This is a genomic window from Mesorhizobium sp. M1182 (assembly GCF_040318335.1).
Taxonomy (GTDB): Bacteria; Pseudomonadota; Alphaproteobacteria; order Rhizobiales; family Rhizobiaceae; genus Mesorhizobium.
This window is the reverse complement of sequence record NZ_JAMYMD010000008.1, coordinates 22,279-36,149: the sequence shown is the minus strand read 5'-3', so window position 1 is coordinate 36,149 and position 13,871 is coordinate 22,279. Positions and strand designations below refer to the sequence as shown.

Genomic DNA, 13,871 nt, shown 5'->3' with positions numbered 1-13,871 from the left:
GCGTTGCAATCGTCCGGAACCGATAGCCTCTTTGTGCGTTGCAAAAATGGGCGGGTGGGGACGCTGTCGTTGTCATACGGCGGCGAACCAGAAAACAAATAAAAAAAACGGCTATCGGCCGGCCGGAGGCGAGATCACATTCCATGTCAGATTATACTGTAAACCTGCTCTGGGTTTTGCTGATTGCAAGTTTTGGCTTTTCCGCTTTTGCCATTCTCCTGTCGATATCCCGCCAGCGCCGCGGTCGCGCAACGGCCGCCGCATACACGCCGAGCGAGGATGTCGCCTCGGAAGCGGCACGCAAGGTGCTGCGCGAGTTCGAAAAGAACGGCCAGTCCGCCGATGCGGCACTGGTCACGTGGTCGCCGGACACGTTGCGCAAGATCCTGGCCGACGACCTGCCGGACGCACAGGTCATCGTGGTGTCCAACCGCGAACCCTACATCCACAACATCAAGGACGACGGGGTCCAACTTTTGGTGCCGGCCAGCGGCCTGGTTTCGGCACTCGAGCCCATCACCCGCGCCTGTGCCGGCACCTGGATCGCCTATGGCGGCGGCACGGCAGACCGCCTCACCGTTGACAAGGACGACCGGGTGCAGGTGCCACCGGGCAATCCGTCCTACACGCTGCGCAGGGTCTGGCTGATGGAGGAGGAATATCAGGGCTATTATCTGGGCTTCGCTAATGAGGGCCTATGGCCGCTTTGCCATATCGCCTTCACTCGCCCTGTGTTTCGCGCCTCGGACTGGGACGCCTACGAGGCCGTCAACCGCAAATTCGCCGATACGGTGGTTGCCGAAGCCCGCAACGAACGGCCGATCGTGCTGGTGCAGGACTATCATTTCGCGCTGCTGCCGCGCATGATCCGCCAGCGCCTGCCGGACGCGATAGTCATCACCTTCTGGCATATCCCGTGGCCTAATTCGGAAGTATTCAGCATCTGTCCGTGGCGTGAGCGGATCCTGGAAGGACTGCTCGGCAGTTCGATCATCGGCTTTCATACCCAATTCCATGCCAACAACTTCACCGAAAGTGTCGACCGCTTTCTGGAGAGCCGGATCGAACGGGCAGACGCGGCAATCTCCTATGGTGGGCAGACCACATTGGTCCACGCCTATCCCATTTCCATAGAATGGCCGGCCCAATTGCTGGCAAAACTGCCGTCTGTGGAGGAGTGCCGCGCCAGCGTGCGCGACAGATTCGGCCTGTCTGCGGATACCAAACTATGCGTTGGCGTCGAGCGCCTCGACTACACGAAAGGCATTCTCGATCGCTTCCATGCCTTGGACGAATTGTTCACGAGATATCCCGAATGGATAGGCAAGGTGGTTTTCCTGCAGATCGCCGCGCCGAGCCGGGGGACATTGCCCGCCTACCAGCAACTCCACGACGAATGCCGCCGCTGTGCCGAGGAGCTCAACCGGCGCTATGGCAGCGAGACATACAGCCCTATCCTGATGGTCGCCGAACATCATCGGCAGGAGCAGGTCTACGAGGTCTATCGTGCCGCCGACATCTGTATGGTCACCAGTCTGCATGACGGCATGAACCTTGTCGCCAAGGAATTCGTCGCAGCGCGCGACGACGAACAGGGCGTGCTTTTGCTCAGCACCTTCGCCGGTGCCTCGCGCGAATTGCTGGAAGCACTGATCGTCAACCCCTACGATGCGGCCATGATGAGCGAGGCGCTGTTGCAGGCGCTGACGATGACGCCGGAAGAGCAGCGCGAACGTTTGCGGCCGATGCGCGAGATGGTCCGCGACAACAATGTCTACCGCTGGGCCGGCAGCATGCTGCTGGACGCCGCGCGCCTGCGCAAACGCGGCGATCTCGACAGGGTGACCGGAACCGGCGAGCGCCCGCCATCGAACACCAACAACGTCATCTCGATGTTCGAGCGGGCTCGGAAGGCAGCGTCGTGAAAAGCTTTGAACAACCACCGGCGTTGAACCTGTCGGAAGGGCAATGGGCGCTCTTCCTCGACATCGACGGAACCCTGCTGGAACACGCTGCCCATCCCGACGCGGTGTTCGTCGGCGAGGAATTGCGCAATCTGCTCGAACGCATCGAGCGGCGGCTGGATGGTGCGGTCGCCTTCATCACCGGCCGATCGATTCCCGCCGTGGACAAGCTGTTCCACCCGCTGAAGCTGCGGATTGCCGGACTGTATGGCCTGGAGCACCGGCTGACGCCGAGCGGTCCGATCGATGCCGCCGACGCGCCGGCCGACATCGCCGCCCTTGCGGACGAGATCGAGGCCGAACTGGGCAGCGGCAAGGTCTATGTCGAGCGCAAGGGGCCGGTCCTTGCCGTTCATACAAGAGCAGCACCGCAACTGCTTGCACCCGCAATCCAGCTCGTCGAACAGGCATTGGCCCGGCTTCCGAAGGGTTATCGGGTGCTTCCGGGAAACGCCGGCGTCGAGCTCATGCCTTTGGAAGCCGTCAAAGGTGCTGCCATCCGGCGTTTCATGGACATTCCGCCCTTTGTTGGCCGGCGGCCGATATTCCTCGGAGACGATACATCGGACGAACACGGTTTCGAGGCGATCAATGAAATTGGCGGCATCTCCATCCGCGTGAAGCCGAACGGACCGACGGCCGCAACCTATGTCCTCGACGACGTGACGGGCGCAATAGCCTGGCTCGAGGCCAGTTTCGAGACGTCGGCGGTGGCCTGATCGCGCCGTGGCCCGGTTCAGCTGATCTTCCCGTCCACTATGTGAATGCGGCGATCCATGCGTGCGGCCATGTCGAGGTCATGCGTGACTGCCACGACCGTCTTGCCGCGTTCGCGCACCAGATTCTGCAGGATTGTGAACACCTGCTCCGAGCTCTTGCTGTCGAGGCTCCCCGTCGGCTCGTCTGCCAGGATAGCCACCGACAGCGATGGAGGAGAGTTGATGAGTAGGAAATCGCGCGCTTCGACCGATGCCGTTCTCAAGGAACTACGCGCCTTCGGCCTCACCTATCCAGGCGCCGAGACAAAGAGTCCGTGGCCTGGTCACGACGATCTCGCGGTGAAAGGCAAGACCTTTGCTTATTTGAGCCTTGAAGGCGAACCGTTCAGCATCTCCCTCAAACTCCCCTACAGCGGCGACGAGGCGAGAAAGCTCCACTATGCGTCGCCGACGGAGTACGGCCTTGGCAAGAGCGGATGGGTGACGTTCGAACCAGCACCGGACGAACTGCCACCGATGGGACAACTGAAGTCATGGCTCGATGAGAGTTATCGCGCACAAGCGCCCAAAAAGCTTGCCGCCCTGATCACGCACAAGGTGGACTCTGGAGCTTAGGTCGAGCGATCGGTGTCACCCCACCGAATCGCCGGCGCTAGAAGCTCAACGACGCCACGCCGATAAGCGCGTTTCTCATTGAATGACTTTAAGCCAAAGCCGGCAAATCGTCTGCTTGCCGGTTCCCCTGCGTCAGGCTTAACCTGCGTGCCATGCGTGGAGGCGCGTGCGGTTGCAAGGGGAGGACATAGCAATGACAATACAAGGCGCATCACCGGACCTGTACAATGAGGATCTCGCTCCGGCGAAGGTTCGAAACTGGGGACCGTTCTCGATCTTCAACGTCTGGACGTCGGACGTCCACAGCCTGTGGGGCTACTATCTCGCTGCCAGCCTGTTCCTGTTCTGCGGCGGCTTCGTCAACTTCATCATCGCCATCGGTATCGGTTCGCTGATCATCTATGCGTTGATGAACATGGTCGGCTATGCCGGCGTGAAGACCGGGGTGCCCTACCCGGTCCTGGCGCGTGCCTCCTTCGGCATCTGGGGCGCCAACATACCGGCGCTGGTGCGCGCCATCGTCGCCTGCTTCTGGTACGGCGCGCAGACGGCGGCCGCCTCCGGGGCGATCGTAGCCCTGCTGATCCGCTCGCAATGGTTCGCCGACTTCAACCAGAGCACACATTTCCTCGGCCATTCCGGGCTCGAGGTGATCTGCTTCGCCGTCATCTGGGCGCTGCAACTCCTGATCATCCAGAAAGGCATGGAAACGGTGCGCCGCTTCCAGGATTGGGCCGGACCGGCGGTGTGGGTGATGATGCTGATCCTGGCGATCTATCTTTGCATCAAGGCAGGCACCTTCGCTTTCACCAGCGACATCCCGATGGATGTGCTGCTGGAAAAGACAAAGGACGCGGGCGTGCCGGGCACGCCGGGCTCCTGGACCTCGCTGTTTGCGGTGGCCGCGATCTGGGTGACCTATTTCTCCGCGCTCTATCTCAACTTCTGCGATTTCGCGCGCTACGCCCCCGACAAGGCATCGCTGCGCAAGGGCAACATCTGGGGCCTGCCGGTCAATCTTATCCTGTTCTCGCTGGTCGCCGGCGTTACGACGATCGCCGCCTTCGACGTCTATGGCGAGGTGCTGCTGCATCCCGACCAGATTTCGGCGAAATTCGACAGCTGGTTCCTGGCGGCGCTCGCAGCCCTGACCTTTGCGGTGGCGACGCTCGGCATCAATGTGGTGGCGAACTTCGTGTCGCCGGCCTTCGACTTCTCCAATGTCTTTCCACGCCAGATCGACTTCAAGAAGGGCGGCTACATCGCGGCGCTGATCGCGCTGGTGCTCTATCCATTCGCGCCCTGGGAAGGCAGTGCCGCCTCCTTCGTCAACATCATTGGCGCGACGATGGGGCCTATCTTCGGCGTGATGATGGTCGACTATTACCTGATCCGGAAGGGCGAGGTCGACGTCGAGGCGCTCTACAGGGAGAATGGCGAATTCCGCTTTCAGGGCGGCTGGCATGTCAATGCCTTCATCGCCGCCGGTATCGGCGCGGTCTTCTCCTCGATCCTGCCCAACTTCACCAGCCTGCTGCCGTCATGGTGGGGCGTCTATGGCTGGTTCTTCGGCGTGGCAATTGCCGGCGTCATCTACTACGTGCTGCGCACGATGGCACTCGGTGCCGGAGCCAGGATAGCCAAGGCCTGAACAGACTCGGGGCGGCGCGAGCCGCCCCGTTTATTCTGCGACCATCTTGGCCAGGCGGCGCACCGTATTCCAGTTGCGCGAGGTGCCGATGCCCAGGCGTTTGTGACTGACCGCCGCAAGCAGCCGCGAACTCGGCGTCTCGCTGGAAAAGACGATCCAGATGTCGCCGCCGACAATCCGCAGCTTCTCGTCCTTGCCGGCATACGCCTCAAGCGCCGCGGCGGTCTCGGCGGGAACGGGCGCCCGCATCACGCGCACCGCCACCTGGTCCGCGGCCTCAGCCGATTCGGCTGGGAACGGATTGCCGGCCGCCATCCTCAGCCAGCCGTCGGCGCGGCGCACGATGATGTCGACGTGGCGGCCGAAAGTCTTTGCGAACGCCGCCTCCAGCCGCTGCTCCAACGCCGCAAGTTCTGTTTCTTGCGCCTCGAAAACCAGATTGCCGGTCGCCACCAGCGTGCGCGGGTTATTCAGACCCAGGCCTTCGGCCATCGCCTTCAGATCGGACATGACGACCCGCCGCCCCTCGCCCAGGACAATGCTGTAGAGCAGCGCGACGTACGTTTGCATGGGCGGCTAGTTAGACCAGCCGCGACTGCTCTACCGCCGCCTCGATGAAGCTGGCAAACAGCGGGTGCGGATCGAGCGGCCGGCTTTTCAACTCGGGATGGTACTGCACGCCGATGAACCAGGGGTGGTCGGGATATTCGACCGTTTCCGGTAGCACGCCGTCCGGCGACATGCCGGCAAACACCAGGCCGCAATCCTCGAGCCGCTCCTTGTAGTCGACATTGACCTCGTAGCGGTGGCGATGGCGTTCGGAAATCTGGGTATCGCCATAGATCTCGGCGATCTTCGATCCCTTGGCGAGGTCGGCCTGGTAGGCACCGAGCCGCATGGTACCACCAAGGTCGCCGGTTTCCCTGCGCTTTTCCAGCATGTTGCCCTTCAGCCATTCGGTCATCAAGCCGACAACCGGCTCCTCGGTTGGACCGAACTCGGTCGATGATGCGTGCTCGACGCCGGCCAGCGAACGCGCCGCCTCGATGCAAGCCATCTGCATGCCGAAGCAGATGCCGAAATACGGCACCTTGCGCTCGCGCGCGAACTTCGCCGCCAGGATCTTGCCCTCCGAGCCGCGCTCGCCAAAACCGCCGGGGACGAGAATGCCATGGACCTTCTCCAGCCACGGCGCCGGGTCTTCCTTCTCGAATATCTCGCTTTCGATCCAGTCGAGCTTGACCTTGACCCGGTTGGCGAGGCCGCCATGCGACAGCGCCTCGATCAGCGATTTGTAGGCGTCCTTGAGGCCGGTATATTTGCCGACGACGGCAATGGTCACTTCGCCTTCCGGATTGTGGATGCGGTTGGACACCGCTTGCCACCGTTCCATGCGCGGCTTCGGCGCCGGATCGATGCCGAAGGCCGCCAGCACTTCCGAATCCAGCCCTTCATTGTGATAGGCCATCGGCACGTCGTAGATATGCGGGACGTCGAGCGCCTGGATGACGGCGCTTTCGCGGACATTGCAGAACAGCGACAGCTTTCTGCGCTCTTCCTTGGGGATCGGCCGGTCGGCGCGGACCAGCAGTATGTCGGGTGCAATGCCGATGCCGCGCAACTCCTTGACCGAATGCTGCGTCGGCTTGGTCTTCAGTTCGCCTGCCGTCGGAATGTAAGGCATCAAGGTCAGGTGGACGTAGACGGCGTTGTTGCGCGGCAGGTCGTTGCCGAGTTGGCGGATCGCCTCCAGGAACGGCATCGCTTCGATGTCGCCGACGGTGCCGCCGATCTCGCACAGCACGAAATCGTAGTCGTCATTGCCGTTGAGGACGAAATTCTTGATCTCGTCGGTGACGTGCGGAATGACCTGCACGGTGGCGCCGAGATAGTCGCCGCGCCGCTCGCGCTCGATGATGTTCTTATAGATGCGGCCGGTGGTGATGTTGTCCTGCTGGTTGGCCGAGCGGCCGGTGAAGCGCTCATAATGGCCAAGATCGAGATCGGTCTCGGCCCCGTCATCGGTCACGAAGACTTCGCCGTGCTGATAGGGCGACATCGTGCCGGGATCGACATTGAGATAGGGATCGAGCTTTTTGATGCGTGCGCGATAGCCCCGCGCCTGCAAGAGAGCCCCAAGGGCCGCTGCAGCAATGCCTTTTCCAAGTGAGGAAACCACGCCGCCTGTGATGAATACATATCGCGCCATGGGAGTCATCGCTTAACGCGGCCGAATTGATTCCGCCAGAGAAAAAACCGCCGCGAAGGCTTTTTCCCAAGAAGGCGCTCTGGTCGTTGGCGTATCAAAACAAAAGGGCCGGCGAGGCCGGCCCTTTTGGCACGATCTGTCAAAGCGTCAGATGATGACGACTTTGGTGCCTACTTTCACCCGGCGGTAAAGGTCCATGACGTGCTCGTTGATCATACGGAAGCAGCCATTGGAGGCGCTGGTTCCGATTGACTGCGGCGCGATGGTGCCGTGAATGCGCAGGTGGGTATCTTTCTTGCCGTCGTAAAGATAGATGGCGCGCGCACCGAGCGGATTGTCGCCGCCGCCGGGCATGCCGTCCTTGTACTGGCCATAGTGCTTGGGTTCGCGCTTTTGCATATCCAGCGTCGGAATCCAGCGCGGCCATTCCTGCTTGTCGCCGACGGCAACCGTACCCTTGAACTGCAGGCCTTCCCGGCCGACCGCGATGGCATAACGGCGGGCGGTTGACGATGATTCGACGAGGTAGAGACGACGGGCGCTGGTATCGATGACGATGGTGCCGGGGTTGTAGCCGGTGAATTCGACCTCCTGCGGCACGAATTCCGGCTTGACCTTGAACTGCCGCTTGACCTGCTTCCTTTCGAGCGCGGCGTCGAGCGCGCGTGTTTCCGGAAGCAGCGACATCGACGAAGAGGATGTGCCGCCGAACAGTCCCGCGAACAACCCGACGCTCTGCGGCTTCTGCCCGACCGGTTCGCTGCGCAACTCGCCATTGTTGCCGGTCAGCGCAACGTTCATGGCCTCGGCCGGGATCGGCTCGGCCGACTGGATCGGCGCAATGGGCGTAATCGGTTCGATGATGTTGACGGTCTTCTTCTTGGCCGGCGTGGCGTCAGCCACCTTGGCCGTTGCGAGCGGCTGGCTCTTCTTGGCAAGGAACGCCTGGCGTTCCGCATCGGCTTTGCCTTTCGCCGCCTCGCGCATCGCCAGCTTCCTGGCTTCGAGTGCCTTGGCGCGAGCGGCGTCCTTGTCGGCTGCGATCTTGGCTTCGATCTTGCGGATCTGCGCAAGGTCGTCCGGCGTCGGATCTTTCTTCTTCTTGAGAAGCTTCAATTGCGCTGCATCGCTTTTGGCAGCGACCTTGACGACGTCGGTTGTTGTTGCGGCTTTGTGGGCCGAGTTTGCCGTCGGCATGGCCGCGAAAGCGGGCGCACCTAGGCTGAGCACGGCACAAAGGCCGGCAAAAATGAAGCTGCGAAGCTGCATGGGGAAGATCCGATCGTTCAATGCTTGTTGCCCACGGCGTCGCCCGGCGCCCCCCAAGGACGCCGAGAATGCCGCGTGCAACGTATAATCGATTAGCCGGAAGCGCCTCAAGCGTGAGGCGCAGTCGAATCTTCATGATCGTGCGGCATTTGCCGCGACTGTGTTCAAACGACAACAGATCGCGGCATAAGTTGCCCTATTACTGGTTGGGGACCTGCGGCGTAGCCGGCGCGGTGGCGCCGTTTGTCGCTGGCGGCGTCGCCGGAGCGGTTGCCGGCGGCGTTGCTGCCGCGCCATTGCCGGACGGCGGGGTCGGCGCCGTGGTGCCTGAAGGCGGCGTCGGCGTCGTGGTTCCAGGCAATTGGTTGAGTACGCCCTTGCCTGCTCCGTCCGAGGTCGCCGGCACGCGATCGAGAATGTCGATCGGCTTCTCGCCATAGCGCGCAACGATCGACAGTGTCAGCGAGGTGACGAAGAAAGCGGCAGCCAGGATCGCCGTCGCCCGCGTCAGCGCATTGGCGGCGCCACGCGCGGTCATGAAGCCCGATCCGCCGCCGATGCCGAGGCCGCCGCCTTCGGAGCGCTGCAGCAGCACCACGCCGACAAGCGCGAGCACGACCATGAGGTGGACGACGATCAGTACGGTTTCCATAATTTACCCTGGCAAGGCCTTGTGCGGCCGCTGATTTGGAGGCGGCTCAATACAATGCTTTGACGGCATTTCCAAGCCCGTGGCCGGAATATGGGAAGCAATGCGTCCTTTGCAACGATTTCGACATCGGCCGTCCGCTCAAATGCAGCAACCAGCCCTTGTATCAAGCGATGTTTCGATAGGCTTCCGCGATGCCGAGGAAGTCCGCCGCCTTTAGGCTGGCGCCGCCGACCAGCGCGCCATCGACATTCCTGACGCCGAGCAACTCGATGGCGTTGGACGGCTTGACCGAGCCGCCGTAGAGAATGCGCATCTTGGCCGCCGTATTGCCGAGCTTCCGTGCCAGTTCTTCGCGGATATGCGCATGTGCCTCGGCGACGTCGGCGGCGGTCGGGGTCAAGCCGGTCCCAATCGCCCATATTGGCTCATAGGCAATGACGGTGTTGGAAGCCGTGGCGTTTGGCGGGACCGAGCCAGCGACCTGGCGCGACAGCACGTCGAGCGTGGCTCCTGCTTCTCGTTCGGCTCTTGTCTCACCAATGCAGATGATGGCCACCAGCCCGGCGCGCCATGCGGCGGAGGCCTTGGCCTGGACCAAGGCATCGTCCTCCTTGCGATCGGCGCGGCATTCGGAATGGCCGACGATGACATGGCTGGCACCTGCATCTTTCAGCATCTCGGCCGAAATGCAGCCGGTATAGGCGCCGCTTTCCTTGGTGTGGCAATCCTCTCCGCCGGCCCGCACCGGCGTGCGCGACAGAATCTCGGCGGCGTGCGCAAGCAAGGTCGCCGGCACGCAGACCACCGCTTCGGTCTCGGCGTCTAGCCCACTCATGAAGCCGTTGCCGATCATCCTGAGCTCGTTGAGCGAGGCGCTGGTGCCGTTCATTTTCCAATTGCCGGCGACGAGCGGGCGGATTCCAGTGGTCATGGGATTTGTTTCTCCGGGCAATTTCCAGCTGGCCCTCACTATCAAAATCAGGCCACAAAGCAATCGACAGTGGGCAGGAAGGGCGCTATTGCGCTTGTTTCAGACTCGGCGCATGCGAAATGCGCAAAAATCGGAAGTACTCATGCTTGGTATGTTGAGAAGCGCGGCGGGGACCTGGGTCGCGAAACTGCTGCTGTCATTGTTGGTGTTGAGCTTCGCCATCTGGGGCATCTCGGGGCGGCTGATGGGCGGTCTTGCCGGCCATGACGCCGTGATTACGGCCGGAGGCACCAAGGTCTCGATCAACGAATACCGCCTCGCCTACGATCGCCAGCTCAGCGTCATGTCGCAGCAATTCGGCCAGCGCATCAGCCGTGAGCAAGCGACGGCGCTCGGCATCGACAACCAGGTGCTGGCGCAACTCGTGTCGGGTGCCGTCCTCGACGAGCAGGCCCGCAAGCTCGGCCTCGGCCTGTCCAAGGACCGGCTCGCCGAACTGACGCGTGAAGACCCGGCGTTCAAAGGGCCTGCCGGAACCTTCGACAGGAGAACCTTCGAGTACCTGCTTCGGCAGGTCGGCATGCGGCCGGAAGACTATTTGAAGAACCGCGCCCAGGTCGCGGTCCGCCAGCAGATCGTCGAGGCGGTTTCGGACGGCCTCAAGGCCCCGGATACATTCTTCAAGGCGGTCGCGCTCTATCGCGGCGAAGATCGCACCATCGACTACCTGACCTTGCCGAAATCGCTGGTCGAACCGATAGAAGCGCCGTCCGACAGCGCGCTTTCGGCCTATTTCGAGGAAAACAAGAAAACCTACGCCGCTCCCGAATACCGCAAGTTCTCCTATGTCAGGCTCGAACCGGAAGACATCATGGATTTGAGCGCGGTGACCGACCAACAGGTCAGCGACGACTACAATAAGAACAAGGCGCGCTACATCACGCCGGAGATGCGCACCATCGAGCAGCTTGTGTTTAAGACACCTGATGCCGCAAAGGCGGCGCTCGATTCGCTCAGGACCGGCGCGACCTTCGACAAGATCGTCGCTGCCGAAGGCAAGACGCCGGCAGACACGCTGCTCGGCACGCTGGCCAAGGACAAGATCGCCGACAAGGCGGTCGCCGATGCTGCCTTCAAACTGAACGTCAATGAGGTCAGCCCGGTCGTACAGGGCGCCTTTGGTCCCGTTCTGCTGCGCGTCACCGACATCAAGCCCCAAGTGGTGAAGCCGCTGGCCGAAGTGTCCGAGCAGATCCGCAAGGACCTGGCACTGGGCGAGGCAAGCCGCATCTTGCTGGACGTGCACGACAATTACGAGGATACGCGCGCCTCGGGCAGTTCGCTCGCCGAGGCAGCCGCCAAATTGAAGCTGAAGGTCGTCACCATCGATGCCATCGACCGCACCGGCCAACGGCCGGATGGAAGCATCGTCAAAGACCTGCCGGAATCGCCGGCACTCATCAAGGCGGTGTTCGAATCCGAACCCGGAACCGACAATGAAGGCCTCACCACCGCCGATAACGGCTTCGTCTTCTACGACGTGAGCGCGATCACCCCTGCCCGCGACCGCACATTGGACGAAGTCCGCCAGAAGGTCGTGGCCGACTGGACCGCGGCGGAGACCACCAAACGGCTCACCGCAAAAGCACAGGAGCTCGAGAAGCGTCTCAAGGCTGGCGTCACGCTCGAGGTGATCGCCGGTGAGCTCAAGCTCGAAAAGCAGACCAAGCGCGGCGTCAAGCGCGATGCGGACGACGTCGATTTCGGCAAGGAAGGCGCCGCCGCGATGTTCGGCGTCGGCGAAGGCGGCACCGGGTTGATCCCCTCACCTACGGGCGACGGACAGATCCTGTTCAAGGTTGCCGAGGTGTTCGAGCCTGCCGGGGCCGATGCCAGCTCAGTGCCCCAGGACGCACAGAAGTCCTTCACCTCCGGCATGTCCGACGACCTGCTCGACCAGTTGGTGGCGCAGTTGCAGACGCAATATGACGTCCGCATCGATCAGGCGGCCGTAACCCAAGCCCTGGCCAGATGAGCGCGCTGAAGATCCACATCGCCAAGGTCGCCACCGGCAGCGCTCTTTCCTTCGAGGAGGCGCGCGAGGCCTTCGACATCATCATGTCCGGCGATGCCACCCCCGGCCAGATCGGCGGCTTCTTGATGGCATTGCGCGTGCGCGGTGAGACCGTCAGCGAGATCGCCGGCGCCGTCGCCACCATGCGCGCCAAGATGCTGCGTGTCGAAGCTCCCGAGGGTGCCATCGACATTGTCGGCACCGGCGGCGACAATTCGCATAGCGTCAACATTTCGACCGCATCCGCTTTCGTCATCGCCGGCAGCGGCGTGCCCGTCGCCAAGCACGGCAATCGCGGACTGTCCTCGCTGACCGGCGCCGCCGATGTGCTGATCGCATTGGGCGTCAAGATCGACATCCCTCCGGAGACGATCGGCCGCTGCATCCACGAGGCCGGCGTTGGCTTCATGTTCGCGCCGGCGCATCACCCGGCGATGAAGCATGTCGGCCCGACCCGGGTCGAGCTCGGAACCCGCACCATCTTCAACCTGCTGGGCCCGCTTTCCAATCCGGCGAGTGTCAGACGGCAGATGGTCGGCGTGTTCCTGCCCGAATGGATCATGCCGGTGGCAGAAACGTTGAAGGAACTTGGTGCCGACCATGCCTGGATCGTCCATGGCGACGGCTATGACGAGATCACCACCACCGGCGAGACACTTGTCGCCGAATTGGCCGGCGGCGAGATCCGCAGCTTTACGCTGACCCCGGAAGCCGTCGGACTGAAGCGGCACACCAAGGACGAGTTGCGCGGCGGCGACGCCGCCCACAACGCCCAGGCACTGCGCGACATGCTGGGCGGCGCCGCCGGCGCCTTTCGCGATACGGTGCTGATGAATGCCGGCGCCGGGCTGGTGGTGGCCGGCACAGCGACGACCCTCGCCGACGGCATGGTAACGGCGGCGCAGGCCATCGACAGCGGCCGCGCGCTGAAAGTGCTCGACAGGCTGATCGAGATTTCGAACGGTTAAGACCATGTCCGACATCCTGCGCAAGATCGAGGCTTACAAGCGCGACGAGATCGCGGCGGCCAAGGCACGCGTGTCATTGGCCGAGATCAAGGCACGGGCGACGGATGCCGACGCGCCGCGCGGCTTTCTTTCCGCCCTTGAAGCAAAGCGCAAATCCGACAGGTTCGCGCTGATTGCCGAAATCAAGAAGGCTAGCCCATCCAAAGGCCTGATCCGCGCCGATTTTGATCCGCCGGCGCTGGCCAGGGCCTATGCGAAGGGCGGTGCCGCCTGCCTTTCGGTGCTGACCGACGCACCCTCCTTCCAAGGCGCGCCCGAATTCCTCACCACTGCGCGCGCTGCCGTCGAACTGCCTGCCTTGCGCAAGGATTTCCTGTTCGACCCCTATCAGGTCTACGAGGCCCGGGCATGGGGCGCCGATGCCATCCTGATCATCATGGCCAGCGTCGACGACGCGTTGGCAAGAGAACTCGAAGCGACAGCGTTCGGGCTCGGCATGGACGCGCTGGTCGAAGTGCATGACGAGGCTGAAATGGAACGCGCGCTGCAGCTGTCGTCGCGGCTGATCGGAATCAACAACCGCAATCTCCGGACCTTCGAAACCAGCCTGCAGACCTCGGAGCGGCTGGCAGCGATGGTGCCGGCCGACCGCCATCTGGTCAGCGAGAGCGGTATCTTTTCGCACGACGATTGCCGCCGACTGGAGCAGAGCGGCATTGCGACTTTCCTGGTCGGCGAGAGCCTGATGCGCCAGCAGGACGTGGCCGCGGCAACGCGCCTGCTGTTGACGGGCAAGGCGCCGGCAGAGGCCGTTTGAGG

Annotated in this window: 12 protein-coding genes and 1 pseudogene; 7 read left to right on the top strand and 6 right to left on the bottom strand. The window is 62.5% G+C overall.

The window, feature by feature from the left end; all coding sequences use genetic code 11:
- Positions 1-143 precede the first annotated feature (143 nt).
- Both NKH33_RS12115 and otsB read left to right on the top strand, forming a co-directional pair.
- On the top strand, positions 144-1,925 hold the full coding sequence (locus NKH33_RS12115) for an alpha,alpha-trehalose-phosphate synthase (UDP-forming) (RefSeq protein WP_352919648.1): 1,782 nt from the start codon (positions 144-146) through the stop codon (positions 1,923-1,925).
- Positions 1,922-2,683, top strand: coding sequence for a trehalose-phosphatase (otsB, locus tag NKH33_RS12110; RefSeq protein ID WP_031211298.1), 762 nt, complete (start codon positions 1,922-1,924; stop codon positions 2,681-2,683). Before NKH33_RS12115 ends, otsB begins: the two co-directional genes overlap by 4 nt.
- Before the next feature lie 17 nt (positions 2,684-2,700).
- Here otsB and NKH33_RS12105 read toward each other — a convergent pair.
- Positions 2,701-2,910: pseudogene (locus NKH33_RS12105) on the bottom strand (ABC transporter ATP-binding protein); the annotation flags it as partial.
- Here NKH33_RS12105 and NKH33_RS12100 point away from each other — a divergent pair.
- Both NKH33_RS12100 and NKH33_RS12095 read left to right on the top strand, forming a co-directional pair.
- Positions 2,906-3,298 (top strand): MmcQ/YjbR family DNA-binding protein, encoded by a 393-nt coding sequence (locus tag NKH33_RS12100; protein WP_352474256.1) that lies wholly within the window; start codon positions 2,906-2,908, stop codon positions 3,296-3,298. The pseudogene NKH33_RS12105 and the gene NKH33_RS12100 sit on opposite strands and share 5 nt — an antisense overlap.
- Before the next feature lie 193 nt (positions 3,299-3,491).
- The gene (locus tag NKH33_RS12095) at positions 3,492-4,949 is read left to right on the top strand and encodes an NCS1 family nucleobase:cation symporter-1 (protein ID WP_352474257.1); all 1,458 of its coding nucleotides are present in this window, start codon (positions 3,492-3,494) and stop codon (positions 4,947-4,949) included.
- 30 nt (positions 4,950-4,979) lie between these two features.
- On the opposite strand, the gene NKH33_RS12090 is transcribed toward NKH33_RS12095, so the two are convergent.
- From NKH33_RS12090 to tpiA, 5 genes are all read right to left on the bottom strand, one after another.
- Positions 4,980-5,519 carry a DUF1697 domain-containing protein gene (locus tag NKH33_RS12090; RefSeq protein ID WP_352795444.1) on the bottom strand — a complete coding sequence of 180 codons (540 nt, stop codon included), beginning with the start codon at positions 5,517-5,519 and terminating at the stop codon, positions 4,980-4,982.
- Positions 5,520-5,529: 10 nt separating this feature from the next.
- Positions 5,530-7,158: a CTP synthase gene (gene pyrG, locus NKH33_RS12085; protein WP_352448839.1), complete on the bottom strand. Its 1,629-nt coding sequence runs from the start codon at positions 7,156-7,158 to the stop codon at positions 5,530-5,532.
- 147 nt (positions 7,159-7,305) lie between these two features.
- The gene (locus tag NKH33_RS12080; RefSeq protein WP_352919645.1) at positions 7,306-8,427 is read right to left on the bottom strand and encodes a L,D-transpeptidase; all 1,122 of its coding nucleotides are present in this window, start codon (positions 8,425-8,427) and stop codon (positions 7,306-7,308) included.
- Positions 8,428-8,626: 199 nt separating this feature from the next.
- Complete coding sequence (secG, locus tag NKH33_RS12075; RefSeq protein WP_352919642.1) at positions 8,627-9,079, bottom strand: preprotein translocase subunit SecG; 453 nt, start codon at positions 9,077-9,079, stop codon at positions 8,627-8,629.
- 163 nt (positions 9,080-9,242) lie between these two features.
- Entirely contained in the window at positions 9,243-10,010 is a 768-nt protein-coding gene (gene tpiA, locus NKH33_RS12070; RefSeq protein WP_352795442.1) for a triose-phosphate isomerase, read from the bottom strand.
- A gap of 142 nt (positions 10,011-10,152) precedes the next feature.
- On the opposite strand from tpiA, the gene NKH33_RS12065 reads away from it, so the two are divergent.
- The 3 genes from NKH33_RS12065 to trpC are packed head-to-tail and all read left to right on the top strand — an operon-like array spanning position 10,153 to position 13,869.
- On the top strand, positions 10,153-12,045 hold the full coding sequence (locus tag NKH33_RS12065; RefSeq protein WP_352919639.1) for a SurA N-terminal domain-containing protein: 1,893 nt from the start codon (positions 10,153-10,155) through the stop codon (positions 12,043-12,045).
- The gene (trpD, locus tag NKH33_RS12060; protein ID WP_352919636.1) at positions 12,042-13,052 is read left to right on the top strand and encodes an anthranilate phosphoribosyltransferase; all 1,011 of its coding nucleotides are present in this window, start codon (positions 12,042-12,044) and stop codon (positions 13,050-13,052) included. The genes NKH33_RS12065 and trpD overlap by 4 nt, the downstream gene beginning before the upstream one ends.
- 4 nt (positions 13,053-13,056) lie before the next feature.
- On the top strand, positions 13,057-13,869 hold the full coding sequence (gene trpC / locus NKH33_RS12055) for an indole-3-glycerol phosphate synthase TrpC (protein WP_352919633.1): 813 nt from the start codon (positions 13,057-13,059) through the stop codon (positions 13,867-13,869).
- Positions 13,870-13,871: the final 2 nt, after the last annotated feature.

Excerpts from the sequence above, each read along its gene's own strand:
- trpC (WP_352919633.1), top strand. The coding sequence starts at position 13,057 with ATGTCCGACATCCTGCGCAAGATCGAGGCTTACAAGCGCGACGAGATC.
- secG (WP_352919642.1), bottom strand. The coding sequence starts at position 9,079 with ATGGAAACCGTACTGATCGTCGTCCACCTCATGGTCGTGCTCGCGCTT.
- tpiA (WP_352795442.1), bottom strand. The coding sequence starts at position 10,010 with ATGACCACTGGAATCCGCCCGCTCGTCGCCGGCAATTGGAAAATGAAC.
- NKH33_RS12080 (WP_352919645.1), bottom strand. The coding sequence starts at position 8,427 with ATGCAGCTTCGCAGCTTCATTTTTGCCGGCCTTTGTGCCGTGCTCAGC.
- NKH33_RS12095 (WP_352474257.1), top strand. The coding sequence starts at position 3,492 with ATGACAATACAAGGCGCATCACCGGACCTGTACAATGAGGATCTCGCT.
- pyrG (WP_352448839.1), bottom strand. The coding sequence starts at position 7,158 with ATGGCGCGATATGTATTCATCACAGGCGGCGTGGTTTCCTCACTTGGA.
- NKH33_RS12115 (WP_352919648.1), top strand. The coding sequence starts at position 144 with ATGTCAGATTATACTGTAAACCTGCTCTGGGTTTTGCTGATTGCAAGT.
- NKH33_RS12100 (WP_352474256.1), top strand. The coding sequence starts at position 2,906 with ATGAGTAGGAAATCGCGCGCTTCGACCGATGCCGTTCTCAAGGAACTA.
- trpD (WP_352919636.1), top strand. The coding sequence starts at position 12,042 with ATGAGCGCGCTGAAGATCCACATCGCCAAGGTCGCCACCGGCAGCGCT.
- NKH33_RS12065 (WP_352919639.1), top strand. The coding sequence starts at position 10,153 with ATGCTTGGTATGTTGAGAAGCGCGGCGGGGACCTGGGTCGCGAAACTG.
- NKH33_RS12090 (WP_352795444.1), bottom strand. The coding sequence starts at position 5,519 with ATGCAAACGTACGTCGCGCTGCTCTACAGCATTGTCCTGGGCGAGGGG.